Annotated in this window: 33 protein-coding genes and 1 riboswitch; of the genes, 18 read left to right on the top strand and 15 right to left on the bottom strand. The window is 43.7% G+C overall.

Going from position 1 to position 25,801, the window contains the following annotated elements; all coding sequences use genetic code 11:
• The first annotated feature begins 13 nt into the window (after nucleotides 1-13).
• The 10 genes from ABHN01_RS10205 (at nucleotide 14) to ABHN01_RS10250 (ending at nucleotide 7,465) form a co-directional block, all read left to right on the top strand.
• On the top strand, nucleotides 14-277 hold the full coding sequence (locus ABHN01_RS10205; RefSeq protein ID WP_290400022.1) for a BMC domain-containing protein: 264 nt from the start codon (nucleotides 14-16) through the stop codon (nucleotides 275-277).
• A gap of 15 nt (nucleotides 278-292) precedes the next feature.
• A complete protein-coding gene (locus tag ABHN01_RS10210) occupies nucleotides 293-1,231 on the top strand; it encodes a hypothetical protein (protein WP_429875456.1) in 939 nt (312 codons plus the stop codon).
• Nucleotides 1,228-1,557: a BMC domain-containing protein gene (locus ABHN01_RS10215; protein ID WP_429875457.1), complete on the top strand. Its 330-nt coding sequence runs from the start codon at nucleotides 1,228-1,230 to the stop codon at nucleotides 1,555-1,557. The genes ABHN01_RS10210 and ABHN01_RS10215 overlap by 4 nt, the downstream gene beginning before the upstream one ends.
• Before the next feature lie 2 nt (nucleotides 1,558-1,559).
• Complete coding sequence (locus ABHN01_RS10220) at nucleotides 1,560-1,838, top strand: BMC domain-containing protein (protein ID WP_090232655.1); 279 nt, start codon at nucleotides 1,560-1,562, stop codon at nucleotides 1,836-1,838.
• Nucleotides 1,839-1,840: 2 nt separating this feature from the next.
• Nucleotides 1,841-2,569 (top strand): hypothetical protein, encoded by a 729-nt coding sequence (locus ABHN01_RS10225; RefSeq protein WP_429875458.1) that lies wholly within the window; start codon nucleotides 1,841-1,843, stop codon nucleotides 2,567-2,569.
• Between the two features lie 12 nt (nucleotides 2,570-2,581).
• Nucleotides 2,582-2,860, top strand: a complete 279-nt coding sequence (locus ABHN01_RS10230; RefSeq protein WP_429875459.1) for a EutN/CcmL family microcompartment protein — start codon at nucleotides 2,582-2,584, stop codon at nucleotides 2,858-2,860.
• Nucleotides 2,861-2,864: 4 nt separating this feature from the next.
• Nucleotides 2,865-4,673 carry an adenine deaminase gene (locus tag ABHN01_RS10235; RefSeq protein WP_429875460.1) on the top strand — a complete coding sequence of 603 codons (1,809 nt, stop codon included), beginning with the start codon at nucleotides 2,865-2,867 and terminating at the stop codon, nucleotides 4,671-4,673.
• Nucleotides 4,674-4,685: 12 nt separating this feature from the next.
• Nucleotides 4,686-5,369: a cyclase family protein gene (locus ABHN01_RS10240; RefSeq protein WP_429875461.1), complete on the top strand. Its 684-nt coding sequence runs from the start codon at nucleotides 4,686-4,688 to the stop codon at nucleotides 5,367-5,369.
• Nucleotides 5,370-5,381: 12 nt separating this feature from the next.
• Nucleotides 5,382-6,005, top strand: a complete 624-nt coding sequence (locus tag ABHN01_RS10245) for a DUF1989 domain-containing protein (RefSeq protein WP_429875462.1) — start codon at nucleotides 5,382-5,384, stop codon at nucleotides 6,003-6,005.
• A riboswitch (purine riboswitch) is annotated at nucleotides 6,002-6,104 on the top strand. It overlaps the preceding gene by 4 nt.
• Nucleotides 6,105-6,127: 23 nt before the next feature.
• On the top strand, nucleotides 6,128-7,465 hold the full coding sequence (locus tag ABHN01_RS10250; RefSeq protein ID WP_429875463.1) for a 5'-deoxyadenosine deaminase: 1,338 nt from the start codon (nucleotides 6,128-6,130) through the stop codon (nucleotides 7,463-7,465).
• An 87-nt stretch (nucleotides 7,466-7,552) separates the two neighbouring features.
• Here the strand turns inward: ABHN01_RS10250 and ABHN01_RS10255 are convergent, their stop codons facing one another.
• Nucleotides 7,553-8,575: an NlpC/P60 family protein gene (locus tag ABHN01_RS10255; RefSeq protein WP_429875464.1), complete on the bottom strand. Its 1,023-nt coding sequence runs from the start codon at nucleotides 8,573-8,575 to the stop codon at nucleotides 7,553-7,555.
• Between the two features lie 132 nt (nucleotides 8,576-8,707).
• Complete coding sequence (locus tag ABHN01_RS10260; protein WP_429875465.1) at nucleotides 8,708-9,004, bottom strand: hypothetical protein; 297 nt, start codon at nucleotides 9,002-9,004, stop codon at nucleotides 8,708-8,710.
• Nucleotides 9,005-9,139: 135 nt separating this feature from the next.
• Here ABHN01_RS10260 and ABHN01_RS10265 point away from each other — a divergent pair, with 135 nt between their 5' ends.
• Nucleotides 9,140-9,505 carry a winged helix-turn-helix transcriptional regulator gene (locus ABHN01_RS10265; protein WP_290400011.1) on the top strand — a complete coding sequence of 122 codons (366 nt, stop codon included), beginning with the start codon at nucleotides 9,140-9,142 and terminating at the stop codon, nucleotides 9,503-9,505.
• Nucleotides 9,506-9,546: 41 nt separating this feature from the next.
• Nucleotides 9,547-10,227, top strand: a complete 681-nt coding sequence (locus tag ABHN01_RS10270; protein ID WP_429875466.1) for a VOC family protein — start codon at nucleotides 9,547-9,549, stop codon at nucleotides 10,225-10,227.
• Nucleotides 10,228-10,247: 20 nt separating this feature from the next.
• On the opposite strand, the gene ABHN01_RS10275 is transcribed toward ABHN01_RS10270, so the two are convergent.
• From ABHN01_RS10275 to ABHN01_RS10290, 4 genes are all read right to left on the bottom strand, one after another.
• Nucleotides 10,248-11,330, bottom strand: coding sequence for a Ger(x)C family spore germination protein (locus ABHN01_RS10275; RefSeq protein ID WP_429875467.1), 1,083 nt, complete (start codon nucleotides 11,328-11,330; stop codon nucleotides 10,248-10,250).
• Nucleotides 11,317-12,420 carry a GerAB/ArcD/ProY family transporter gene (locus tag ABHN01_RS10280; RefSeq protein ID WP_429875468.1) on the bottom strand — a complete coding sequence of 368 codons (1,104 nt, stop codon included), beginning with the start codon at nucleotides 12,418-12,420 and terminating at the stop codon, nucleotides 11,317-11,319. Before ABHN01_RS10280 ends, ABHN01_RS10275 begins: the two co-directional genes overlap by 14 nt.
• 24 nt (nucleotides 12,421-12,444) lie before the next feature.
• On the bottom strand, nucleotides 12,445-13,959 hold the full coding sequence (locus tag ABHN01_RS10285) for a spore germination protein (RefSeq protein WP_429875469.1): 1,515 nt from the start codon (nucleotides 13,957-13,959) through the stop codon (nucleotides 12,445-12,447).
• Between the two features lie 105 nt (nucleotides 13,960-14,064).
• The gene (locus ABHN01_RS10290) at nucleotides 14,065-14,823 is read right to left on the bottom strand and encodes a YdcF family protein (protein WP_429875470.1); all 759 of its coding nucleotides are present in this window, start codon (nucleotides 14,821-14,823) and stop codon (nucleotides 14,065-14,067) included.
• 339 nt (nucleotides 14,824-15,162) lie between these two features.
• Here ABHN01_RS10290 and ABHN01_RS10295 point away from each other — a divergent pair, with 339 nt between their 5' ends.
• On the top strand, nucleotides 15,163-15,615 hold the full coding sequence (locus ABHN01_RS10295) for a GNAT family N-acetyltransferase (protein WP_429875471.1): 453 nt from the start codon (nucleotides 15,163-15,165) through the stop codon (nucleotides 15,613-15,615).
• 39 nt (nucleotides 15,616-15,654) lie between these two features.
• Here the strand turns inward: ABHN01_RS10295 and trhA are convergent, their stop codons facing one another.
• From trhA to ABHN01_RS10325, 6 genes are all read right to left on the bottom strand, one after another.
• On the bottom strand, nucleotides 15,655-16,299 hold the full coding sequence (gene trhA, locus ABHN01_RS10300) for a PAQR family membrane homeostasis protein TrhA (RefSeq protein WP_429875524.1): 645 nt from the start codon (nucleotides 16,297-16,299) through the stop codon (nucleotides 15,655-15,657).
• Nucleotides 16,300-16,402: 103 nt separating this feature from the next.
• Nucleotides 16,403-17,113, bottom strand: coding sequence for an amino acid ABC transporter permease (locus ABHN01_RS10305; RefSeq protein ID WP_429875472.1), 711 nt, complete (start codon nucleotides 17,111-17,113; stop codon nucleotides 16,403-16,405).
• 14 nt (nucleotides 17,114-17,127) lie between these two features.
• On the bottom strand, nucleotides 17,128-17,781 hold the full coding sequence (locus ABHN01_RS10310; RefSeq protein ID WP_290400002.1) for an amino acid ABC transporter permease: 654 nt from the start codon (nucleotides 17,779-17,781) through the stop codon (nucleotides 17,128-17,130).
• Between the two features lie 62 nt (nucleotides 17,782-17,843).
• Nucleotides 17,844-18,656, bottom strand: a complete 813-nt coding sequence (locus ABHN01_RS10315) for a glutamate ABC transporter substrate-binding protein (protein ID WP_429875473.1) — start codon at nucleotides 18,654-18,656, stop codon at nucleotides 17,844-17,846.
• A gap of 5 nt (nucleotides 18,657-18,661) precedes the next feature.
• A complete protein-coding gene (locus ABHN01_RS10320) occupies nucleotides 18,662-19,390 on the bottom strand; it encodes an amino acid ABC transporter ATP-binding protein (protein WP_290400000.1) in 729 nt (242 codons plus the stop codon).
• Nucleotides 19,391-19,600: 210 nt separating this feature from the next.
• Nucleotides 19,601-20,026, bottom strand: coding sequence for an organic hydroperoxide resistance protein (locus ABHN01_RS10325; protein WP_429875474.1), 426 nt, complete (start codon nucleotides 20,024-20,026; stop codon nucleotides 19,601-19,603).
• A gap of 175 nt (nucleotides 20,027-20,201) precedes the next feature.
• On the opposite strand from ABHN01_RS10325, the gene ABHN01_RS10330 reads away from it, so the two are divergent.
• Nucleotides 20,202-20,441 carry a hypothetical protein gene (locus ABHN01_RS10330; protein WP_429875475.1) on the top strand — a complete coding sequence of 80 codons (240 nt, stop codon included), beginning with the start codon at nucleotides 20,202-20,204 and terminating at the stop codon, nucleotides 20,439-20,441.
• Nucleotides 20,442-20,481: 40 nt separating this feature from the next.
• On the opposite strand, the gene ABHN01_RS10335 is transcribed toward ABHN01_RS10330, so the two are convergent.
• Nucleotides 20,482-21,792: a purine/pyrimidine permease gene (locus ABHN01_RS10335; RefSeq protein ID WP_429875476.1), complete on the bottom strand. Its 1,311-nt coding sequence runs from the start codon at nucleotides 21,790-21,792 to the stop codon at nucleotides 20,482-20,484.
• Between the two features lie 148 nt (nucleotides 21,793-21,940).
• Here ABHN01_RS10335 and ABHN01_RS10340 point away from each other — a divergent pair, with 148 nt between their 5' ends.
• The 3 genes from ABHN01_RS10340 (at nucleotide 21,941) to flgM (ending at nucleotide 22,996) form a co-directional block, all read left to right on the top strand.
• Complete coding sequence (locus ABHN01_RS10340) at nucleotides 21,941-22,285, top strand: hypothetical protein (protein ID WP_429875477.1); 345 nt, start codon at nucleotides 21,941-21,943, stop codon at nucleotides 22,283-22,285.
• Nucleotides 22,286-22,481: 196 nt separating this feature from the next.
• Nucleotides 22,482-22,721 (top strand): hypothetical protein, encoded by a 240-nt coding sequence (locus tag ABHN01_RS10345; protein WP_290399995.1) that lies wholly within the window; start codon nucleotides 22,482-22,484, stop codon nucleotides 22,719-22,721.
• Nucleotides 22,722-22,738: 17 nt separating this feature from the next.
• Nucleotides 22,739-22,996: a flagellar biosynthesis anti-sigma factor FlgM gene (gene flgM / locus ABHN01_RS10350; protein WP_429875478.1), complete on the top strand. Its 258-nt coding sequence runs from the start codon at nucleotides 22,739-22,741 to the stop codon at nucleotides 22,994-22,996.
• 32 nt (nucleotides 22,997-23,028) lie between these two features.
• Here flgM and ABHN01_RS10355 read toward each other — a convergent pair whose 3' ends face one another.
• The gene (locus ABHN01_RS10355) at nucleotides 23,029-23,436 is read right to left on the bottom strand and encodes a phage holin family protein (RefSeq protein WP_429875479.1); all 408 of its coding nucleotides are present in this window, start codon (nucleotides 23,434-23,436) and stop codon (nucleotides 23,029-23,031) included.
• Between the two features lie 245 nt (nucleotides 23,437-23,681).
• Between ABHN01_RS10355 and ABHN01_RS10360 the strand changes: the two genes are divergently transcribed.
• A complete protein-coding gene (locus ABHN01_RS10360) occupies nucleotides 23,682-23,954 on the top strand; it encodes a hypothetical protein (RefSeq protein WP_429875480.1) in 273 nt (90 codons plus the stop codon).
• A gap of 1,039 nt (nucleotides 23,955-24,993) precedes the next feature.
• Here ABHN01_RS10360 and ABHN01_RS10365 read toward each other — a convergent pair.
• Nucleotides 24,994-25,161, bottom strand: coding sequence for a hypothetical protein (locus ABHN01_RS10365; RefSeq protein WP_429875481.1), 168 nt, complete (start codon nucleotides 25,159-25,161; stop codon nucleotides 24,994-24,996).
• Nucleotides 25,162-25,801: the final 640 nt, after the last annotated feature.

Raw genomic sequence — 25,801 nt, forward strand, 5'->3', positions numbered from 1 at the left:
GGGGGGACCGTGAGTGAATGCAATCGGCATGATTGAAACAAGAGGGCTGACCGCTGCGATTGAAGCGCTTGATGCCATGGCAAAAGCTGCAAACATACAAATGACAGCCTTCAAAAAAGTAGGATCTGGCCTTGTCACCGTTATTATTGAAGGCGATGTAGCTGCTGTGTCGTCTGCCATCGAAGTAGGGAGGCAGGCCCACATACAGACGGGAGGAGAATTGATCTCTTCAAATGTAATCCCCCGGCCTCATCCAGAGTTAACCAAAATTCTTTAGCGGAGGTGAGGCCCCATGTCAGAATTCATGCGAGCCATTGTACAGGAGGTTTTAAAATCCAATACTCCCTCGTCCGTTAAAGGGAAACAAGAGCGGAATGAAGTGATGGAGGATACCTCTTATAAACAGAATGTGCCCGAGCTTTACCGCCCCAACTATCAAAGACTGAAAAAGGAAAAACGTTTGGGGGGCACTGCTGTTCCTCCTGCTGGGAGAGAAAAACAATGGCAAAGACCGTTTAGCAAGGATCAGTCAAATGAGCTCGTATCGAGGCTTCAGGTCCTTTCTCTTTCCCAAGGGATTCCATCCCGTAATCTAACAGAAAAAAATCATGTGGCGGATCCGCTTCATACTGGACCATCAGCAAAATCTCTCGGCAAAACAAAAAACGGCATCTCTGTCTGGCTCTATACGAACCTGGAGCCACAAATGATAGAGTGGTTCCATCGGCCGATCCCGGCAAAAGCGGTAGCCGTCTTTTCTTCCGTTGCTTGTTCACCGGGTCAGCTTGTGCTTATCCAGGAATGGCTATCACAGTATCCAGATGTAAAATATTATATCCAATGGGATAAAAACGGCAGGAATCCATTTCTTCTCGAACTTTATCTTAACGAAAGCACGGCACTTGAAACAGCCATTCGAACCCTGTTTCAAACGTTGGACCATCAGTCGGAAAAAAAAATCAAACGATTTTATATCGAACAGCCGGGAACTTGGCTCATTAAACAGCTTGACGTTTCATGTACAAGAGAATCGCTTGCAATCGTAGAAGGAATGCCGCGTTACGAGGCTATTGCTCTCCTTCTTCCCATCTCTGCCAAACTATCAAGCTTGAATATCCGGTCCAAAATAGAAGAAGGCTACTTTTTACTTTATGGGCCGCAGCAGCTTCTTTCCAGCTTCCTGCCAGATGTTTATCGGATGCTGGATTCGAGAAACGAGGAAGGACGGTGAAACCATTGTATGCATTAGGCATGATTGAAACAGTAGGGTATTGCGCAGCCGTTTCAGCAGCAGACGCGGCTGTGAAAGCGGCCGATGTAAAGATAGCGGCTATCGAGAAGGTGATCGGGGTCCAGGGCGCTCTTGGTGTTACTTTGCATTTGAGCGGAGATGTAGCCGCTGTGGCTTCTGCTGTGGAGGCGGGCAAAAAAGAGGCGGAAAGGGTAGGTACCGTTATATCATCACATGTTATACCAAGAACCCATTCCAATGTGGCTGAAAGACTTCTGTCAGCCTTTACCTTAGCGTCAGTAAACCAAAGAGACGAGGAGGAATGAAAATGGGAGAAGCTCTAGGCTTGATTGAAACCAAAGGCCTTGTCGGGGCGATCGAAGCAGCAGATGCCATGGTAAAAGCAGCGAACGTTGAGATCTGCGGCTATGAAAAAGTAGGGTTTGGCCTTGTAACAGTTATGGTTAGAGGAGATGTAGGAGCAGTAAAGGCTGCCACTGATGCGGGTGCCAGTGCGGCGAGCCGGGTGGGAGAACTCGTCTCTGTACATGTCATTCCGCGCCCTCATAGTGAAATCGAAAGAGCACTTCTTTCTAAAGGAGAGTAAAGGTGCATGACCCAAGGCAGAGCGCACTCGTCAGGAATATTTTGCTGAAGATGCTTTGCCCGCCTGGAGAAGAAGCCCCCTATGTGCTTTCCCTGCTAACCTATCATTTTGCTGGAATGGAAGAAGGCCTTGCACTTCTCCGTGAAGCAGGAACGAGCAAAATAAGACTGGAAGTATTCACTGAGAAAACGCTGTTCCGCCATTACTCGAAAGATCGTCTCGCCGTGGATATCAATCATGATGCCTGGTATCCGAGTTCAAGTCTGACAGAGGAAAGGCTGGAAATGGCGGATGGCATCCTTATACCTGTGCTTTCCTTTTCTCTTGCAGCCGATATCTTGCGTTTTAATGACCAGCGGGATTTTGTACGTATCATACTGCAAGCTTTATTAAGCGGTAAAAAAGTGGCTGCTCTGTCATGCGGCAGCGATCCTTACCATGAAGTGTTCAAAAGTAAGAAACTGCATAAAGGTCCGGGATACTTAAAAACAGAGCTTCAACAATCACTGTTTGAGTTAAAGAAGCTGGGTGTTACCTTGCTGAGAGATAGAGAAGGTATTGGCTCATGGATGAATGGCGGAAGGCAACCGCAGTCTGTCATAACGGAAGCGGATATATTGGCTGCCGCAAAAACACAGAGGAAATTTCTTTTGGCGGGTGATCAAACCATCATCACTCCGCTGGCGGCGGATGCAGCAAAACAATACGGTATAAAAATCTGCAGGCAGTAAGGAGCGGACGCCATGCAAATGGGTTTAGTGGTTGGGCGGGTCACAGCGACCAGAAAAGATGAAAAGCTGATCGGATCGAAGCTGCTGATTACCCAGCCGATCGGCACCAATGATACGCTGAAGCATTTACCGATCATCGCTGTCGATACGGTGGGTGCAGGAGTTGGCGAAAAAGTCTTGTATGTGACCGGGAGTATGGCTTCACGCGCTGCAGCCGACAAGGATGCTCCCATTGATGCAGCCATCGTCGGAATTATAGATAGCCTGGACTGGGAAAGGTCGGGAGGTTGAGATCATGGATACAAAGGGTATTAAAGAAGCCATCCAGTGGCGAAAACTCATTGATGTGCTGCTTGATGCCAATCAATTTGCAGATATCGTCCTGAAAGGCGGACAGTTTATTAATGTCATAACCCGTGAGATCTATCAGGCCGATGTGGCGATGAAAGGGGAGTACATCCTGATGGTCGGGGACTGTGAAAAATTGATTGGTCCTGCCACAGAGGTTGAGAACGTGTCCGGATTCTATATCACCCCTGGATTTATTGATTCTCACATGCATTTTGAAAGTGCGATGCTTACTGTCACGGAATTCTCCAAGCTTTCCATTCCAACAGGAACGACAACACTGGTCGCCGATCCCCATGAGATCGGGAATGTTCTCGGTGTTCAAGGTATGCGGGAGATGGTGCGTGAGGCAAAGACTCTTCCAAACACCGTGTTGTTTACCGTACCATGTCTGACTCCCGATGCTCCTGGGTTGGAGACGGCAGGCCAGGATGTGACATCGGCCGAAATGAAGACACTATTGAACGATCCACATGTTCAAGGCATCGGTGAAATACAGGGGTTCAGCAATGTCAGGCCTGTGTTTGAGAACGCGCCTGAATTGATCGATGACCTGATTGCCTCGGTATCCTACGCAAAAAGCGTCGGTAAGACAGTGGAGGGAAATGCTCCGGCTCTGTTTGGTGAAGAACTCGCTGCCCACATCATCAGTGGGGGAACTCATATCTCGTGCCATGAGACGACAACGAAGGAAGAAATGGTGGAGAAGCTCCGTTTTGGCGTGAGTGTGTTTATGCGGGAAGGTTCTTCCCAGCGGAACATGGCAGAGTGCATACGGGCAATTAAAGAAGAAGGAATGGATTCAAGGCGTGCTATCCTTGTTTCCGATGATATGGTTCCGGAGGACTTGATGAAAACCGGCCATATGAACGAGATCGTCAAACGAACAATCGCACAGGGAATTGATCCGGTGGAAGCGATTCAGATGGTGACGATCAATCCGGCTACTCATTTTGGGTTCAAAGATATTGGGGTGCTGACACCAGGAAAGCGTGCAGATATTGCGGTAATCAGTGACCTTATCAACATGACGGTTGAAAAAGTGTATCTGAGCGGGAAAAAGGCAGCAGAACAGCAAAGGCTCACAGTGGAAATCCCTGCCTACACGTATCCTGACAGTGTGAAGCGCTCGGTAAAAAGAAAACCGCTTAAAACAAACGATTTGGTGCTTCCGTCGCAGTCGTCAAGAGCAAAAGTCAGGGCGATCGAAGTGATACCTGACCAAAATCTTACAGGTGCAAGGGAGTTCGAACTGAAGGTCAAGGACGGCCTCATCCAGCCGTGTATTCAGCAGGACGTCCTGCCCCTCGCAGTCGTCGAACGACATGGCAGAAGCGGCAGGATCGGGAAAACGTTTCTTCATGGCTTTAAACTGAAAAGAGGGGCTATAGCAGAAAGCGTGGCCCATGATACACATAATATTATCGTCTGCGGCACGAACTATGAAGACATGGTGACCGCGGTCAACAGAGTTATAGCCATGAACGGAGGCCTCGCATTAATCAATGAAGGAAGAGTAGTAGGGGACATGGCTCTCAATATCGGCGGCTTGATGACGGATGAGATGACCGGCATGGAGGTCAGTGAAAAGATTGCAGAGCTCCACCGGCTTACTAAAGAAGAACTTGGCTGTGGAATCCATGTTCCGTTTATGCATCTTTCATTCCTCTCGCTCGTTACGAGCCCGGAGTGGAAGATTACAGACATGGGTCTCATTGATGTCGATCGATTCCAGGTCATTCCTACAGTACTGTAAGGAGGGGTGTCTATGGGTGTGAAGCTTGTAGATTTGTCTCAAGAAATCTATCAGGGTATGCCGGTTTTTCCGCTTCATCAAAAAACGATGATTTTTCCTAACATTTCTCATGAAGAAAGCATTCGGAAGATCGGATTTCCTTTCGCTACCAACAATTTATTGATCAATGAACACGGCCCTACCCACAGTGATGCAACGTACGAATACGATCCTGATGGAAAGTATATCGACGAGATGCCATTGGATTTCTTTTATGGCCCTGCCGTATGCCTGGACTTGTCTCAAGTTAAGCCGGAAGAGTACATTACCCCCAGAGAGTTGGATAACGCACTGAATGCTTCGGGCGAAATTTTGCAAAAAGGGGATATTTGCTTGTTGTATACCGGCCATTATAACCGTTCATACGGAACGGAGGAATGGCTGACTCGCTATACAGGCCTCGATTACAGCGGAGCACGCTGGCTTGCTGAAAAAGGGGTAGTTAACATCGGAATTGATGCCCCGGCTATCGATCATCCGCTCGACACGAATTACTCGGGCCATTTGATCTGTAAGGAATACGGCATCACCAACACTGAAAATCTTTGCAATCTTGACCAGGTTGCGGGCATGCGTTTTCTATATTTTGGACTGCCTCTGAGGATACGGAAAGGAACGGGGTCGCCGGTTCGGGCGGTTGCTGTTTTTATAGAATAAAGGGGGAAAAAAATGCCTTTTGACCACAAATACCGAATCAAAGAAGAGGTGGTTATACCTCCATATGAAGCAAGAAGCACACTCGTAAAAGCTGGTGAGGAGCTCGTGATCATCGACATGGAAGGAAAGCAGGTCGGTGACTTTGTCTGTTTTTCTCTCCAAGATCCAAGTGAGCATGTCTCACCGGTCCATATGAGGGCGAGCTTAAGCAGCATCCGCCTGAAAGAAGGAGATTTTCTGTACAGCAACCGCCGCAGGCCGCTCATGCAGCTTTTGCAGGACACGGTAGGCAAGCACGATTTCTTTTTTCCGGCATGTGACTATTATCGCTATAAAGTAGACTTCCAGCTTGAAGATCATCCAAACTGCCATGATAATTTGATTAAAGCGTTAGGAACGTATTCGCTTGGCCAGCTTCCTGTACCGGATCCGATCAACTGGTTCATGAACAATGTGTTGGATGATAAAGGAGATTATGTCATTGCTGAGCCTCTGTCGAAGCCAGGGGATTTTATCAGGTTGAAGGCATTGGAGGATGTGGTCATCGCCTGTTCCACCTGTTCACAGGACATGGCCCCGGTTAACGGTTTTTCGGTTACGTCTTTAATGCTTCAAGTGTTAACGAAAGCGCGATGATAGAAAAAGAAAGATTTCATATAGTTTCGGTAATACGGATCGAAAGTGTCTACCGGAGAACCTTAAATTCTCCACGCTATGAAATCGATCTTCTTTTCTGCAAGAAGAAAAGGAGGATAACGATGCCGTCCATTCTAATAAAGAATGCTGAAATTGTGACGATGAACGAAAAAGATGAAATCATTCGAGGAGATCTTTACATCGAAAAAAACCGCATTATTGATATTGGCCAATCGCTCGATTATCAAGCGGATAAAACAATAGATGCCACAAACAAGACGATCATCCCAGGGTTTATTCAGACCCATATACATCTATGTCAAACCTTGTTCAGAGGACAAGCCGATGACCTTGAATTAATGGATTGGCTGAAACAAAAAATATGGCCGCTCGAAGCCTCACATGATGAAGAATCACTCTATTATTCAGCGCTTCTTGGAATCGGGGAACTGATTCAGAGCGGGACAACAACGATCGTCGATATGGAGACGGTCAGCCATACCGATTTTGCCTTTCAGGCCATTGCAAAAAGCGGCATCCGTGCCCTTTCCGGGAAAGTGATGATGGACAAAGGGGAAAAAGTGCCGTATGGACTGAGAGAGAGAACATCAGTGTCTCTTCAGGAAAGCGCCGACCTGCTTGAAAAGTGGCATGGGAAACAGAACGGGCGGATTCAATACGCTTTTTGCCCCCGTTTTGTTGTTTCATGTACGGAGGAGCTGCTGACCGAAGTGCGGAAGCTTTCTGACCGGCACGGTGTATGCGTTCATACACATGCGGCCGAAAACCGGGGAGAAATTGCCTTGGTGGAGCAGGAAACCGGAATGCGAAACGTTGTTTATCTGGATCATTTAGGTCTTGCCAATGAGAAGCTCATTCTGGCTCATTGTGTGTGGCTGGATGATGAAGAAAAAAGCATCATAAAAAGACGCAAGGTAAAAGTCAGCCATTGCCCTGGGTCTAATCTGAAACTTTCCTCAGGAATTGCCGATGTACCGGAAATGCTGCAGCAAGGCATTGATTTAAGTCTAGGGGCAGATGGAGCTCCATGTAATAATAACTTGGACATGCTGAACGAAATGAGGCTGGCTGCGCTCATCCAAAAGCCTGTTCACGGGCCGACTGCCATGAATGCCAAAACGGTGTTCCGGATGGCCACCATTGGAGGGGCCCGTGCAGTTGGCATGGATCAAGAAATTGGGAGCCTGGAGGCTGGAAAAATAGCGGACCTTGCCATTCTGAACCTCAATGGCTTTCACATGTATCCCTCTTATGGGGTGGATACAATCTCCCGCATCGTCTATTCGGCTACGCGAGCTGACGTGGAAACGACCATAATTGACGGTGAAATCGTGATGGAGCACCGACTTCTGAGAAACATGGATAAAAAGACCGTCCTATATGAATCCAATAAATGTATAAGCCGCCTGATGAAAAGGATCGAGAGACTGAATCAATAATCTCCGTCCGGAATTCACATTGGATCATACTGAAAAGGTTAAGATACAAAGAAAACGCACACGGTATCGATAACCGCGTGCTGTCTTTTATGGAAGATATCGTCTTGCCCCGGCATATTCCTGTGCATATATGCCTTCGATTTTATCAATCCTGACTGTCGTGCTGGAGTTTGGTGAATGGATCATCATGCCGTCCCCTGCATACATCCCCACGTGGTGAACGCTGCCTTTTCCAGAATTATAGGCGAAGAAGAGGAGATCCCCCTTTTTCAAATCTTCTTTGGCTACAGGGACACCACTCTTGGATTGTGGTCCGGAATCCCTCGGGATCGTAATACCGGCAGCTTTATAGAGAGTATGTGTGAATCCGGAACAGTCAAACCCAAATCCGGACGTTCCTGCCCACAAATAAGGGAGTCCTAAGAACTTTTTCCCTTCATTTACGAGATCTTCCCCAGTGGGTACAGGAATGGATTTTTCTGATAGATAGACTTGAACATCCTTACGGTTAATATACCGTGTCTTACCTTCCGGGGTAAATACACTGACAGACGAACCGCTGATCTTGTGGACCGGCAGCCTTGTGTTGTAACTTAGCTCAAGGGTCTGATGTTTTAACGATTTCTCTTTATACAGCCATGCCGTAGGGCTTTTGATTAATGCAAAAGGTTTATTTTCTTCCTTGGCGTACTTCTTGTTGTAAACGAGCTGTGATTTTGGCATCCATCCAGGGTATCCTGCCTCAAGCCTGGGCGTCGGCTGTCCATCTACCGCGACCTTTACCCAGTCGCCCTGCTCATCCGTAATGGTTACTTTATTGCCGTATAAGGCTTGGGTTTCAAGAGGACCGACCAGCCAAAGCTTATCTTGGTACGTCATGCTTGTCGTCCATTTTCTGAGATCAACGGGATTGCTTAACGAAGGTGCATCTAAAGGCCTTGTTTCATTCGGCTTTGTCCAGAGTGTTGCAGCGGCTACATCGACATAGGCTCTTGCTGGTGAAATGCCCTGAGATTGGGCAGGTTTTGCAGCCTCTGCTGTTCCTGCCAATAAGGAAAATACGATACCTGCGGTTAAAACGGTTCCTGTCCATTTTTTTATGTACTTCATTCTTGCTCCTCCTTTAGTTTGATAGTAAAAGGTTCCGTTTAAGGCGTTTTGATTCCTTTACGTACTCTGAATTTCGTTCAAAAGTCATTGTGGTTCTTGGAGGAAATAGGAAAATGGTCGCGTCTCGCACCATTAATGTTCATAAGAAATCGCGATATTTAAACTGTCAGCCATGATTTTAAATGTATGTGGAGCAAAAAATAATATTTCGTTCGTTACCTTATTAAGGCTGAGGATGGTTTCTCCCACCGGTCCGTGTGAAGAACGAAAAGCCAGAATGTCATGAAAGTGCTCCACTTTTTTTGCGATCCCTTCCTCAGCTGCTGTTTCGAGCAGTTGAAGAACAGAAGGCAAATCGCGGAAATGAATACTCGTTTGTCCACCTTTGCGAATGAGTTCAATCTTCACCTGTTCTTTTTCTTTTTTCATACATTTTCCTTTCGTGTAAACTATTCTATACTAAGTATACTGGGGTGGCGGAATCGAAAAAAGTATGTACTTTTAAGATAGATAGTTACTTTTTGGATACTAAATGACGCTTTTGGAGCAGGGGGACTGAGGTTAATGAAGGAAAGAAAAAGAAAATATTTTCATCCTATTGAAGTAACGCTGGATGTGGTATGCGGTAAATGGAAAGGCGTGATCTTATGCCTTCTTCAGGAGAGAGATTTTCGCTTTGGTGAATTAAAAGATCAGCTTTCATCTGTCACACCGAAAGTGCTGACCCAGCAGCTTCGGGAACTGGAGGAGGACGGTTTGATCGCAAGAACCGTCTATCCCCAAGTGCCTCCAAAGGTCGTTTACTCTTTAACTTCATACGGTAAAGAACTCGAGGAAACGCTAAGAATGATGGAAAAGTGGGGAAGGGCCCACCAGAAAAAAGTAGGAGAAAATTATAATAAAGAAGTGAGTGAGGCGGGTTTATCCTAGAATAGCAGCTTCTAACTCTGCGGATACAGGGAGGAAGTAACATGAAATTCATAGAGATCAAACTGTTTACACATTGTCTGAAGGAACAGCGGAACTTTTATCATCAGGTTCTCGGTCTGCCATTGGTAAAAAATGATGACCAGTCATTTGGAGTCGCCGTGGGATCAACATTGCTTAGTTTTCGGTCAGGAAACGAGAAAAGCTACTATCATTTTGCTTTTACGGTACCGAACAATGCTTTTTCGGAATCAAAAAACTGGATCAGCTCCTATGTACCGTTAAACACTGTTGAAGGAAGCAATGAAATTTATTTCAAAAACTGGGATGCCAATGCCTGTTATTTTTATGATCCAGCGGGCAATGTCGTTGAATTGATTGCAAGACATACGATTGACCATTTCATTGATCATCCTTTTACGAGCAGGGATATTTTGGCAATCAGCGAGATCGGCATGCCGGTGAAAGATGTCCGTGAAGCTGCAGGACAGTTGAGAGCAGCACTCAATACGGGGACTTATCACGGAGAAAACGAAACTTTTGCTCCCCTTGGAAACGAAGACGGGCTGCTGATTGTTTCAGACGATAGCCGCAATTGGCTCGGTTCAAATAAGGTGGCAAAAATCTTTCCCATGGAGATTGTTTTGGATTCTCCGGCGGCTGCAAGCCAGCTTGATGGATATCCATACAAATTCAGCAGCAAAAAAGCGTCAGCAAGCGGCTAAAAGCTTGCTGACGCTTTTCCTTATTCAACAATCCCGGCTTGGGTTACACGGATGTCTACATTAACATCAACCGGGACATCGGGGTATGCTTTTTTCCATTCATTAAAATTAAAGTGTCTGTAACGGCTCCTGGTAATGTCACCTAAACCGAGGGGATCAATTCCCTTTTTTTGAAACCGGTCAACCATGGCCTCTGCCTGGTGCTCGGTTTGTTTTTTAATGGTCCTTTCAATCATATCTATCTTTTTCTTCTCGTAAAGAGGGGTAGCGGCCGCATCGTTAACCTTACCTTTGATATGGATTTTTATGTTGATTTTTGGGTTTGTTTTGCTATGCGTAATATCATAATTCACTCTGGAATTTAAGTTTTCGACGGTGAGGTGGTTTTCTTTCCCTAACTTGAATTCATGGGTTCCCTGCCGGAAATTTTCATACATGAGCTTGAAAATAAAGGTATCGGAAAAAGTGATGTGGCCCACATATTTGGAATGATCAAACAGGGCTAAACCTGCGATCCGGATATGCCCCTCCTTCTGATCAATATAAGCCATAAAAGGATCGCTGCCTTTCCCGTAATAACTGTAGTTAAAGTGATGAAGGTTGTAGCGGGGCAGGGTAAGCTCCGTATTTTGTTCGATCAGCCTTTTCAAATAAACCGGAGCAATGTCACCAACCGGGTACTGCTGATTTAAAAGGTCCTTAGTTTTTCCTTTCACCACGGCAAGATAGATGTTTCTTCCGACCGAAGGGTCCCGCTGGAGGGAATCAATGATTTTAGTAATCCCGTGTTCCGCGAGCTCCTCATCGAACATGATCGTAGAAACACGGCCTGTTGCAAAGGGCCGCGGCGATTCGGACTGAAGGACTTGGCGGATGTTTTTGCTTGTATGTGATTTGGCAGAAAAGGTTGTGCTTGACAGGGTTGCCTGCTGACTTCCTCCTGTTGAAACCGGTACTGCCACAGTAGCTTCAATCTTCTTCCCATCCACATAATCAAAGCCGACTGCTCCAACGAGCTGAATATCTTCGAGCACTTGTTTTTGTGGGGTACACCCTGCAGCAAGCAAAAGGAAACTGATAAAGGCAGTCTTAATTTTCCGCATTTTTTCTTTTCCTCACTTTGTAAACCAGCATATGAAGCAAAAACAGGAGAGGGATATAAAAATAAATAAAATAATACCCTACTTGGGACACCCTGTTGTTAAGCTCATCGATTTGCTGGCGGTCTTGAAAAAATAATGTTCCTATATAGACAAGAATAACAACGATAATGAGAGAGTGCTTTTGTTTTATGGCAAAGAGCCTCCTGCTGGCCCTTGTGGCACACCAGATGGCGATACAGATATTTGGCAGGATAACGAACAGCCAGACGGATATCCCTATATATTCAAAGCGTTCCACAAAAGGAAACTCAACTATTTTCCAGAGGGTCAGTGTCGCCCAAATGGTATGCTTTAACTGTCCTTGGCTGTAGTAAGCAAAAGATACTACTGCTGTTATTCCATAGATAATAATGGTGAAAAATACACCCCATTGTGCCCACTTGTGTGATTTTTCTCCATTTTTAATAAATGGGTAATAGAATAACAGCATTTCAAATCCCAGGTAATTAAGGGTCATTGACTTCGTTCCTGCAAAATAATCGATCATCGAGTGATCAAATAAAGGAAGAATGTTATAGATGTGTGAATCCTTGATGGCGAAATACTTTAACAGGATCAGCGGGGTGCCGATCACGATGCTGAAAAAGGCGATGGCAGTTACAATCCGGAATCCGCCGCTGACAAAATAATAGACAAGCAAAGATAAAATCAGTGAGATCCCCCATATGCTGATATGGGGGAACATCCAAACTTGAATGACCTCTATATACGTTCTCAGCACAGTGAGCGCCAAGAATACAGTATAGATCATGATGGCCGAGCTGATGAGGCCTCCAATCCATTCACCGAACACATCATTGTGAATGGCGATGATATCGCCGTCACTCCTCTTTAACATCATATAGATCATCCAGACGAGGAGATGGACCAGTATGCCGCCGATGATAACGGCCATCCATGCATCATGTCCTGCCGATTTGGCGATATACCGCTGAAATCCCAGGATCCCGACACCGATCTGCATGGTCGAGATGAGGTAAAAGGTAAAATACGGCGAAACCTGTTTATTCTCTTGAGGATGGATGTTCATGTTCTTCACCTTCGTTCTGTTGAGTTATTCTTCAATATCGTTCTTTTGAATCGCCTTCTGGAAATTCATTCTTGACGGATCGGCCGGCCTCATCTGCATGGGGCGCAATCCCTGGCGGCTAAAAGGAAGACGGAACAGCGCATCTTTCAGGTCGGTCATTCTTAAAGGGAACAACGGAGCCATGTAAGGACGGCCGAGCGACGTAAGCCGGAGCGTATGGGCTAATATAAAAGCGGTACAGATAGAAACACCAAGCAATCCCCAGAATTGAGCAAAAATCAAAAACGGGAAGCGGATCAGACGGATGGTGTTGCTCATCTGATAAACCGGCGTCGTAAAGGAGGCGAGTGCAGCTAAGGCAACGATGATCAAAAGGACGTTGCTTGTCAGACCCGCTTGTACGGCTGCAGTTCCGATAACGATACCTCCGACAATACCGATCGTCTGCCCGACTTTTGAAGGGAGACGCGCTCCTGCTTCGCGAAGCAGTTCGATGGATAATTCTAAAATGATCGCTTCAACAATCGGCGGAAAGGGGATATTGGACCTGGAGGCGATCAATGTCCCAAGCAGGTCTGTCGGTATCATTTCGTAGTGAAACGTAAGAACGGCAACGTAAAGAGGGGTGGATAACACAGAAAACAACACCGAGAACAGGCGGATCATCCTGAACACGGAAGCAACATGCCAGGATAGGAAATAGTCCTCAAAAGCGGAGAAAAACTCTACAAGGGTCGTCGGCCCTGTCAATGCACTTGGCGATCCATCAACGAGAACGGCCACTTTTCCCTCTGCCAATACAGCTGCTACACGGTCAGGGCGCTCTGTATTAATCAACTGGGGAAAGGGTGAATTCTGGTTGTCAGAAATCATCTGAAGTACATAAGTGCTGTCTAAGATGTGGTCATATTCAATGTCTGATATTCTCTGTAATAGGGTGTTAACATTTTCTTGATTGGCAATTCCGTCTATATAAAGGACCGTAACCCTCGTTTTTGATAATTTTCCGATCTTGACTTCTTTCACATGAAGCTCCGGGATCGGGAGCCTTTTGCGTATCATGTTAACGTTAACTTCGATCGCTTCGACAAATGCTTCCTTCGGACCTATAACACTGAATTCGGTTTCAGGAACTGAAATCTGCCGTTTTTCTGCTGTGGCCGCTGGAACCAGCAGGCAGTCAGCCTTTTTCGCATCAGGCTGTATCATTACAGAACCGATTAACACGCTCTCTTTAATTTTCTGTATGTCTTTCGTATGCTCAATGTTTTCGATTGGAATTTCTACAGCCAGCTCTTTAAGTGACATCGATGCATTTTTGGTCAAATGAGGGATTAGATCCCGATGAACAAGGTCGGGGTTCACCATGCTCTTGTAATAGGAAATGGTAAACGGATGCTGATCGCCTTTTGTAAAGGAAACAAAGTCCTTGGAAGCTTTGCATTTCTCCATCAGTTCACGAATGGTCAGCTGGTTTCCGCTTTGTCCAGAAGACTGACCCGCTGTTTTTTGTTGTTTCTTCTGCCGTAGTCTGAACATAGCTGCCTCCATTTGAATCGATTCATGTATCTCTTTGTTTATGATTCCAATTGATGGTATAACTATTCAAATCTGCAATAGAAAAAGCACCCGGAAAAGGTGCTTTTAAAAGTAATTCTTATCAATTACATAGTATTTGGCGAGTGCGAGAATTTCTCGGACATGAACTTGAGGTGTCACAGAAAGCGGGACAGATGAACCCTGGCCGAACGCTTTCAGACCTATGTCTTCTGCCAGGCATTTTGCCCGGTGCAGGTGAAAATCGCTGGAGATGATCAACACACGCTGTTCTTTCTCTGGAGAAAGATATTTTTTCATAAGCTCTTGTGAGAACTTTATATTTTCATAAGTACTCGTGGCTTTGTTCTCATAAACAATCGAACCTGAAGGAACGCCTTTGTTTTTTAAGTATGTGCCCATGGCCTCTGCTTCTGTCTCTCTTTCGCCGTCAGTTAGTCCTCCGCTTACAGCTACCTTTGCATGCGGATGTTCATGAAGGTATTCGGAGGCTTTATCCAGCCGCTCTTTCAGCACTCTCGATGGTTTTCCATCCTTAATGCCAGCACCTAAAACAAGCACATAATCGATACCAGCTGGATGGTCATCTTTAATCGAGGAAAGGATGAGACCTTCAAGACATAGGGCAATGATAAGAGCAATGGATACTGCTGACAGGGTGGATACCCTGAACGTTTTGTTTTTTTTCCACCGTATTCTTAGAGGATGATAAACAATAGCTATAGTCATAAACAAAAAAGAAACAAACAGGATAGCGAGAGCGCCAGTGTCTATCCTGGTGATCGCTATGACAAAAATAGAATAGAACATCCATGTGATACTGATGAAGAAAAATAATAAACGCATATTCACTCCTAATTTTATGTAAAAGTTGATGGCACAGATAACCCTTTGTTTGTTCACCAGAGGGACTAAGGCCAAAAGGACACACCCAAAATTGCTGAGATGATCCCTTTTTCAAGCGTTGAGATGAGGAGCGAATAATTTTCAACTCCTATCACTGTGATAAGATCCTATGAGATAATTTACTAGCAGCATCTTTTGAAAATGACGAAAAAAGTCCACACCTTTTTTCCAAAGAGGTTAAGTCATTACTTCTAGCATAGCACTGTTTCCTATGGTAAAAAAGTATATTTTTGTTAAAATCAGGTGCCTGGCACCGTCAATAAAAAGGGAGGTTCATTTATGGAAGAATGGGAGAAAGGTTCGTATGTCATCTCGATGGAAAAGGAAAAACTTAACATTGGCCTCATTCATGAATTTTTGACAGGCGAGTCGTATTGGGCACAAGGCATTACACGGGAAAGGGTTCAAAAAGCGGTGGATCATTCTCTATGTTTTGGAGTCTATGAGAAGAAAGGGGAAAGCTTGGCACAGGTTGGATTTGCGAGGATCATTACGGACTATGTTACGACGGCGTATGTTTGCGATGTGTTTATTCTTAGGGAACGACGGGGCAAAGGGCTTTCCAAATGGCTGATGGAAACGATCACCAACTACAAAGAGCTTCAGGAAGTAAGAGGCATGCTTCTAGCGACCAACGATGCTCATGGACTCTACAGCCAATACGGGTTCCGGACGGTTGAACCGGAAAAATATATGAAAAAAGAAATGATGAAGGAGTCCGGAATTCGCTGAAACTAAAAGGAGACGCTGAATAAGTATCAGCGTCTTCAACTATGAAAGCTTGAGAATATAAAACATAAGTATAAAATGAGAGGTGCTTCCCGCAAGTACAAAGAGGTGCCAGATTGCATGGTTGAAAGGGAATTTACGCCATACATAGAAGATGGCTCCGACCGTGTACAAGATTCCGCCTCCGATCAGCCAGGCAAGCCCTTGCTGAGGGAGAGTAAGCACTACCCGGTTAAAAGCAAAAATGATCATCCATCCCATGAGAACATAGCCGACTGTTGAGAGAATGACGAAGCGTTTTGTGAAAAAAATTTTAAACGCTACACCCGCCAGCGCAATTCCCCAAACCGTTCCAAACAAGGCCCAGCCAAGGGCTCCCTTTACAACAATCAAGAGAATCGGCGTATAGGATCCAGCGATAAACAGGTAGATGGCAGAGTGGTCCATAATCTCAAAGATATCTTTCACTTTTCCCTCCGGAAAGCTGTGCACGAGGGTTGAAGAAGTATACAGAAGCAGCATGGAGCCGCCAAATACGGCAAAGCATATAATGTGCAGCGGAGTCCCATGGGAGCTTGCAAAAACGATAAGAAGTGTTAAGGCGACAATGCTGAATATCGCACCGATGCCATGGGTGATGGCATTTATGATTTCTTCTCGTTTTGTATAAGTGAAGGCATTCATGATTTCACCCCTTTTTATTATCCTGGACGATTACTGAAGTTTTGTTTCACCCATTTTAACATAGAAAAAAGAGCTCAGTGTGTTTGAACTCTTTTTTCTTGTTTATTTACATGGATTGATCGGTCGCTTGATGCTGGGCAACAAGTTTGCCGGTAGATTTTCTGTTTCTGCGTTCTTTCGTTTCAAGTTTTCTGGCCAGTAATGATAACGAATAGTTAACGAGGAAGTAAAGCACAGCAATCAGTATAAACGTGGGAATGACATAGTTTACATTCTTTCCATTTACTATCTGTGCATTATGCAGCAGCTCAGGCAAAGAGATCACAACTGCAAGAGAGGTATCCTTTAAAAGCGAGATAAACTGGCTGACGATGGGCGGAACCATTCTTCTTAGTGCCTGTGGCAAAATAATGTGCTGCATCGTCTGAACATATGTGAGCCCGGAGGATCTGGCCGCTTCGATCTGTCCTTTTTCAATAGAATTTAAACCGCTCCGTACGATTTCAGAGAGCATGGCAGATTCAAAGATGATAAGAGCAATGATCGCTGCCATCATAACGCTCAATTTAATACCGACTTCCGGCAAAGCGAAAAAAGTGAAAAAGATGATCAGCAGCAATGGCAGGTTTCTGATCGTCTCGACACAGACAGCGACAATTTTCGAAATTATCGGGATCTTTGCATACCGGAGAATCCCGAGGATACTTCCAACAATAAAGCTGAAAACAATAGCGATGAACGCAACCAAAAGGGTAGTCATGAGCCCTTTCAGCAAAAAGAGCAGATTCCCTGTGGAATAAGCACCAATAAAATCCATTGCGGGTCTCCTCCTTATCCGCTCACAGCAAGACGCCGTTCCAGATAACCGACGAATAAGCTAAGTGGTATTGTCAATACAAGATAGAACAGGGCAACAAAAATATAGACGTCAAACACAACATAGGTTGCCGATGAGATCGAATCCCCAAAGTACATTAAATCCAGGCCAGCAACAACGCCAAGGATGGAAGAGTTTTTCACCAGATTTATAAACTGATTTCCAAGCGGAGGAATAACGATTTTAATGGCTTGGGGCAATATGATGTAGCGCATGGTTTGGATATAGGTCAATCCTGACGAACGGCCAGCTTCCATTTGGCCTTTGTCTACGGATAAAATCCCCGCACGGATCGCTTCCGCAATAAAAGCAGCCGTATAGATGGAAAGAGCAATCGTCCCTGCTTGAAACCCGCTTAGCTTCATTCCCAAACTTGGCAAACCATAATAAAAAATAAATAAAATCAGAATGAGAGGTATGTTCCGGACAAATTCAACAAATGCCGTTCCTATCATCTGTAGGATCTTTACAGGGGAAATTCGCAGAACAGCCGCTATCACACCGATAATAAAGCTAAAGACCAAAGCCAGGAGGCTAGCTTTCAATGTGTTGCCGAAGCCTTCTAAATAGGTGTCAAAATTATTGAGCAGTATAGAGAAATCAAGCATGATATCCCTCCTTCACAAGAAGGATAGATGGGCAAAACTGCCCATCCATCGCCAACTATTATTTATTGTTCTTTTATCCATTTGCTCTTGATTTTGTCATATTCACCACTGTCCTTAATCTCTTTAAGGAACTTGTTCACGTACTTCGTAAACTCGTCATCACCCTTATTTATAGCAATGCCATATGGTTCATCGGTGAACGGCTCTCCTACCAATTCAAAGTTTGAATCTTGATCAGCCATACCGTACAGTATCGAATTGTCGGTTGTTAATACATCACCTTTTCCTGCTTTTAGAGCCGTGAATGCTTCTGCATAGTTTTCGAATTCAAGAACTTCAGCACCTGGAGCTTTATCCTTGATGTTTTGAACAGAAGTGGAGCCCTTTACGGCCAAAACCTTCGTTCCTTTTTTTACATCATCAATCCCTTGGATTTTGCTGCCTTTTTTAACGAGAAGGGATTGACCGGCTTCAAAGTAAACATCTGTGAAATTTACTTCCTTTTTTCGTTCAGGGGTTATCGTCATCGTTGCGATGATTGCATCAATATCTCCATTTTTCAGCATCTGGACGCGTGTCTTTGAAGTCACTTCTTTCAGTTCAAGCTTCTTTTCATCGCCAAAGATCTTTTTGGCAAGGGCTTTTGCGATATCAATATCAAATCCCTCTACTTTTCCGCTGGAAGGGTCTTTGTAACCGAAGAGATTAGTATCATACTTTACACCGACTACCAGTTTCCCCCGTTTTTTAATGGCGGAAAGAGTATCCTGGGATTCTCCGCCTGTTTTATCGCTTCCACATGCTGAGAGCATGCTGACTACAAGTACTAAAATGATGGTTATCAACCAGCTTTTTTTAAATTTCAAATGTCTCATCTCCTTTAATGGTTTAGAACTCTGCTTAAAAATAATTTTGCACGGTCTTCCCTTGGATTGGAGAAAAATGCTGAAGGTTCACTGTCCTCCAGAATTCTTCCGTGATCCATAAAGACTACACGGTTCGCGACTTCACGAGCGAATCCCATCTCATGAGTGACGACCACCATGGTCATCCCGTCTCTTGCGAGAGTTTTCATGACATCGAGAACCTCGCCGATCATCTCGGGATCAAGGGCAGACGTCGGCTCATCGAACAGCATGATATTTGGTTTTAATGCGAGGCCTCTGGCTATCGCTACACGCTGCTGCTGTCCTCCTGAGAGCTGAGAGGGGTAGGAATCAGCTTTGTCGGGTATCCCAACTTTTTCAAGATAAAACATGGCTGTTTGTTTGGCTTCAGAAGGCGAGATCCCTAATGCTTTTATTGGTGCGAGTGTGATGTTTTCAAGGACAGTCATATGAGGATATAGATTAAAATGCTGAAATACCATCCCAATATTTTTGCGTAGGTCATTGATGTTAGTTTCCTTGCTGTTGACTGCGTGCTTGTTGACGGTAAGTTCTCCGTCCGTGATGGTTTCTAGCCGGTTGATGCATCGGAGCAATGTACTTTTTCCAGAACCCGATGGACCGACAACAACAACAACTTCTCCTTCCTTGATCTCCAGGTTTATATCATTCAGAACCTGAAAATCACCGAAGTGCTTATTAACATGTCGAAAAGATATCAAACCAATCCCCCTTTTTTATGTATTAAAACTCAGGAAGTTTAAAACAGCCTGAAGTTTTACCGGAAATGATTATGTATTAGAAATTTTCTGACTGAACACCTAATATTCGACTATCTGTAACAAAATTCCTTTGAAAAACTGCTTTTTTTAATTATTTTTTCATAAAAAAAACGGTTCCTCTAAAGGATGAGGAACCGGCAAAGCGTATATCTATTGAACTGCTTTGATCTCTACATCAATGTTGCCGCGTGTCGCTTTGGAATACGGGCATACTTGGTGAGCTTCATCGGCAAGCTTTTGAACATTTTCCTGATCCTGGCCAGGGATGGCAACTTCCAGCTCGACTGCAAGCTTAAAACCGCCATTTTCAGAATCTTTGCCGATTGTCACATTCGCCGTGACTTTGCTGTCGGAAACATCAACCTTTTGCTTGCGGGCAACAAGCTGCAGCGCGCTTTGGTAACAGGCCGCATAACCGCAGGCAAACAACTGCTCAGGATTGGTTCCATCGCCCCCTGCCCCTTGGAGCTCTTTTGGCATGCTAAGCTTTAAATCAAGTTTTCCGTCATCGCTTAATACCCTGCCTTCTCTTCCGCCCTGTGCGGTTGCCTTTGCTGTGTATAAACCTTGATCCATTGTACATCACTCCTCTTATAAGGTGACAAGATATGTCCCAAAATAGCTTCACAACTAAACATTATCTTTTTTTCGTCTTTTAAACCTTTTATTATTTGGTGCCAGGCACCACAAAAGTTTAACAATGATTGATTTAGGAAATTATTATTCTAAATAGATAGCTGGAGGGAATGGCATGGAAGTGAAAGAGCAGGTCATGGCTCTTATCGGTAATCCGGAAAGAGAGTTTGAATTTATGCAGAAAACTGATTTACCGGGTGTAAAGGACGATTTGGTCCGCATCCGTTTTGTACCTCAAGGGGAAAACGGTTTTTTTCAAGCCACGTTTTATGATGAGGAAAAAGAGATTGTTGGTTCACGGGTGTTTGATGAACTGGAGGACGCCATCCTGTTTGTAGAAAGAAATAAAATCTAATTTGCGCAGGCAGAATTGGGATATATGAAAAGCAATCCGGTTAAGAGACGGATTGCTTTTTCATGTTTTCTAAAACCGTTGTCTGGCGTTTGTTTAGCTGTTCGAGCAGCATGCATGTCAGCATTCCGAGAATCAAACCATTGTTAAGCAGTGTCGTTAAGATATTCGGCAGCCCCTTTAAAGCGGCTGGCGGGATGAATGAGCACCCCAGGCCGACCATAAGCGATGTGGCGATGACAAAAAGTGTGTTTTCATTGAATTTCAGTGACCGATACTCTTTTAAAGCAAGGCCGATCATACTTGAGAACGGAACGAAAATCGTCGCATAGCCAACAGGTGCAGGAATGCTTGCAAAGAAAAACGTAGGCTTTGGGAACAGGCTGATCGCCAGGATGAGGAGACTTCCAATGATGTAGGGAAGGCGCTGAAACATTTTGGTCGTCAGGATGAACCCTGCTGTACCGGAGATCGGGACACAGGCAACGGCTGAAAACAATCCAGCGATCAGCGTGTTTAAACCCATTAAACCTGTTGTTTGATTATAGTCGATGTCGGTGTGATGCTGTTTTTCCATTTTATATACATTCTCTACAACGTTAACGCTAGCAACCATATTGGCGAGAAGCAGAAATCCAATGATGATGGATGTCACAACGATCCCCCCGCTGTATTGCGGAGCGCCCCAGGCGAAAACTTCAGGCAGAGCGACGGTTTTGCCGTGAAAGCCTGAGTCCTTGATCAATCCTAATAAAGAAAAAAGACCCCATCCTGCAATCAGGCTGATTAAAACGGAGTAGCTTCGTAAAAACTGGCTTTTTGCTTTTCCAAGCACCATGGACAAAATTAAAATGGCGATAGCGGAAAGGGCGACTTTGCCGTTCACGCTTCTTGAAAAATATCCAATGCCAAGGATTCCTTTAATAAAAGAGCCGCTGAGCTGGGCGACGAGCAATATTAAATAAGTTCCTGTGACAAGCGGAGTAAAAAATTTTTTTAAAGGACCAATCCACTTCATAAAACCTAGGAAGATAAAAAGAAACCCGCATATCAACATTCCCATTTCCAGCTGATGAAGGACATCCTGCCCGTTTAAAGAGCCTGCAGATACGAGGCCCGCGTATACCATGAAAACACCCCACCATAACCCTGCCGGCCCTTCTGTAATCGGTAGCCGGTGGCCAAATAAGGCTTGCAGAAAACCGGAAAGTCCAATAATAAAGAATGTCCGTTGAAGAAGTTCTGCGATTTCGGCCGGAGGCAGATGAAAGGCAGTACCTATGGAAATCGGGGCTACAATACTTCCGGCGAGTATAAAAACCATCCACTGAAAGGATGAAAAGAAAACTTTCATATTATTAACACCTTCTGTCTAAAAACTTTAAGCACGGAATCTATTATAGACCGTGTTGCCCAATTTCGGACAGACTTTTTTTCTTAGGTTTAGACTTACGGGTTACAAGGGAAAGGAATACGAAAGAGTTCCTTAGGAGGCATGAAAAGTGATGGATGAGACCAGGTTAACCTTTTATGTGAATCCAAAAGGTGAAATTAGTACTCTGCCGGCAGACGAAAGCATGCACCTTTTTGAAATTACCGCGAATGAGGCCGAGATCGAACGGCTCCGCAGTTTATTCCGTGATCTGCACGAACATAATAAGAAAGAAGGAAAACATCTGTTTTCTTCAAGAGTCCATTTTAATGAAGAATATGCTGACATTGACCGGAAAGAAGATAATGAGATCATGTTCGAAATTTACCGCCAGATTTTTATACTGGGCACCGATAAAACGAAAGCGGAAGTTGAGGAAATGGGCGTCTTACCAAAGCTGAATGAATTAAGATAGATGTTCATCCTTGGAGATGAACGTCTTTTTATGAAATTATTTCTATTTTTTTAGGGGGTGACCCCTTAAAATGAGAATAGCCTTCGAAGATTTTTAGTAAAATATCTTTTTAAGTGTCTATGAAAGTTTTTCATGGGGGATTCATACATACATTCATCAACCATAACAACAAACAATGGGGCAAGGGAAGAGTAATATGAAAACGATTAAACAGGAAGATATTCAACAATGGGTAGAAAATCATTTAGAGGACTTCAAAAACTTTACTCCCTATCTGTTTACCCAGGAATTTATCCACTTTTTTTGTGAATCTCGGCAAAACGAAAAAGAGTTTGAAGTGAAATATGATAAAAGTGGCCAAAAACTGTATATGCGTTATCTAGAACCTTCTGAAATTGAAGATGATTGGGTATGCGTCGGAAATGTCAGCTTCTAGACAAAGGAGATATTATCGTGGAAATTAACCGCGTACAAAAAGTGGAACAGGTATATAAATCAACACCGGTTCATAAACAGCAGCCTGAGAAAAAGAACGAACTCAAAGATAAGGTCGAAATTTCCGAGCAAGCTCAGGAGTTATACATGAATGATAAATTTACTTCTGAACGAAGTGCTAAAATAGAAGAACTCAAACAAAAAATCCAAGCTGGGGAGTACACGGTCGATGCGGATGAAGTTGCCTGTAAGATCGCTTCTCACTATCAACTATAAAACCCAGATTAGCAGCAGCTAATCTGGTTTTTTTATTCTTCATCTTTTCCAGATTTTCGCTTTAAAACAAGAAATCCTTTTCGGATAAATTCAGGTATTGGAATATTGGTTCGGCCAGCATTTTCAATGATGGAAAACAGCTCATTGGATAAATAAAAAAAGATAGTGGCGTCACGAACATATTCTCCGCCGAAAATGGAATCAAGGGAATGCGCTACCGCTACAATACAAAATATAAGGACTTTCTTTATGATGCCTTTGAACCCGACAGAACTTGACAATTTTCCTTCGTATGCAGATGCACATATGCCTGAAATATAATCAATGATTGCAAGAACAACCAGCGCTTTTAGCAAAGGTGACATGGGGCCAAAAAAATAACCAGCAGAAGCACCGGCAAGCGCAGATCCGCTGTTAAAGAATAATTGCACTCTACTCATTTAAAACACCTCATATTTTGAGAGTAGGAAATCTAGTATTTATTAATAGAATATGTTGAAGAAATGGATTTGGTTCATAAAAGAAGGCCATCGGTCGCAGAAAATAACCTGTTTTTTGCAGAAATAGCAGGATCATAAAGAAAAGCATGGCATATAAATTAAATCTTTAAAAAATTTTAAAAATAGGAAACGTACTGGCACAATTTCTGTTACAATGGAGAAAATCTTTATAGGAGGTTTTTAATGTGAACAAAATTACTCTTGGTCTCCCTCCGCATTGCCACAAAGTTTCTTTTGATGGAAAGGTTTTTAAAATTAAAGGATTAAACAATGAAAAGATGATCGTGCCGGTGTCTGGGACAGAAAGTGCAGAAGTTAGCCAAGTGAACGAAGAAACCGGCATGTTAAATATAATAGGAAAAGATACGATACTCATTTCTATGGAGATGCCGATAAGGTTTTGTGAAATCGGAAAAGGATGGCTTCTCGATAAACTGCCAAAGCGAAAAAAGAAATAAGAAATTGCAACCAAAAAGGACACCATGCTGTGTCCTTTTTTATGTTTGGCTTTTTGTTAAGCAAATTCAGCGCATCTAATGAACACATGGAAAAAGCTTGCTTATGACTTTGCATTTCAGACTTGGGTTTCTGCAATCACACCCCTGTCTAACGACCTGTATAAGCCAGCGCAAAACCTATAAACCAATAACCAACCTCAGTCATATTCTGCCTCCTTGTAAATACTTAGAGTATCCTAATAACTATATAGAACAGCAAAAAAAACCTCTTCCTTGAGGAAGAGGTCAAATTTCTCTTCCTCATCTTCCAGACACTAATGTTAGGGCCAATATTCGCTGCAAAATCCCATGCTGCTAGCAAATCCACAAAGGGATTTTCTATACATTGTTCCATCTCTTGTCGAGTAAGCACACGGTCAGCCATGCGAGGCCTATCTATTTTTCCATTATAAATGATAACGTACTTCAAAAATTCATGTCAGACGAACCGTTGCATTGGGAAGAAAAATCACCTCAAATTGCAGGTGCTAAAAGTAATAAAAACTAACTGGGTCACTATTGTGAAACGAAAAGCCGGTATCCACATGGTGGGTGAATACCGGCTTTTACGCTCATAAAATCCAGTGCACAGAGGGTTCATTTTTTTGAAATAAAAGCATTCTGTATGTATCCTCTCTCTCAATTGGTCTATCTTCCTATTCCCAAGACCTTTTACCCCTTTAGAAATTTTTTGAATTTAAGTTTTATATAGTGAGTCATCGCACTGCCGCTGATTGCTTGAGTTCTTGTGTACTCAACGCTTTACAAAGGTAAAAATGTAAATGTTTTATGTGCACTAGGTCGACCTAGTAACTTTTATAAAAACCCTCTTCCCCGGCGGTTTAGCTTCCTACCATCTACTCCTTCTCCTTATTTCTAAATAATTAGGGGTAGATATAGCTAAATCCAGGCATTTCGCTCGTGCCCAAGACTTTAGAGGAATGGAGTTCGGAGCACCGTTAGATTTTGAGAATACAAAAGATAGTTTTATGGATGTCACTTAATCCCTTTTCTCATTATCGATCGATTTTTGAACGAAAGATGGATGGAATACAGAATTTGTTAAGTAAAGATAGTTTACACTTTGCTGTTGTCCTTCTATCCAAGATGCCATAAATATACCAGAAATGACAAGACCTATTACTACAAAAAAGAACAGTTGTGACATGTTTCATCCTCCTTGAATTTACCAAAATGTCAGTAGGAGATTCTACTGATCTCGAATCCTAATGTAATCACCCTGTTCAATAAATTATACACGAACATTTGTTCGTATAAAACATAAAAATGTAAAAATAACCGATTTTCTTCTAACTCCCTGTTCGATCACTTTGCTCCGTTATGGAAGGTAACATACTAAAGTTTGTGGGGATTTTAGAGCTTGGAAGGGACACCGAGGTTGTAAGGCATTCTGCCATGTTTCAAAATCCTTAATAGAATGAAGGCTGTGTGTGTATCTTCAGCGGAAGATACAAGCCATCGTATAGATAAGGAATGTGGGCCCTTAAGGGAATTTTCATACAACAGACAGTCGTAAAGCTGGTTACAATGTTTTTTGGGCAAAAGAAATTGTTAATTGTAAAGAGTTTTTAAAAAAGGTCTGTTTTTGTTCCTTTTTATTTTGCACAGGTGTTAAAATGAATTTCACACCCCTTTTCGACCCTTTCTCTTAGTCCTTTCGCTAAGAGAAAGGGTTTTGTCCTTTCAAGAGGACATGAACATAATCATTGGAACCATCTATTACAGAACTTAGAATTATTCCTTGTCTAATGAAGTTATAGGACGACTCGCAGCGGCCGGGAAACTCA

This window comes from Fictibacillus sp. NRS-1165 (assembly GCF_050468105.1).
GTDB lineage: Bacteria > Bacillota > Bacilli > Bacillales > Fictibacillaceae > Fictibacillus_C > Fictibacillus_C terrinigri.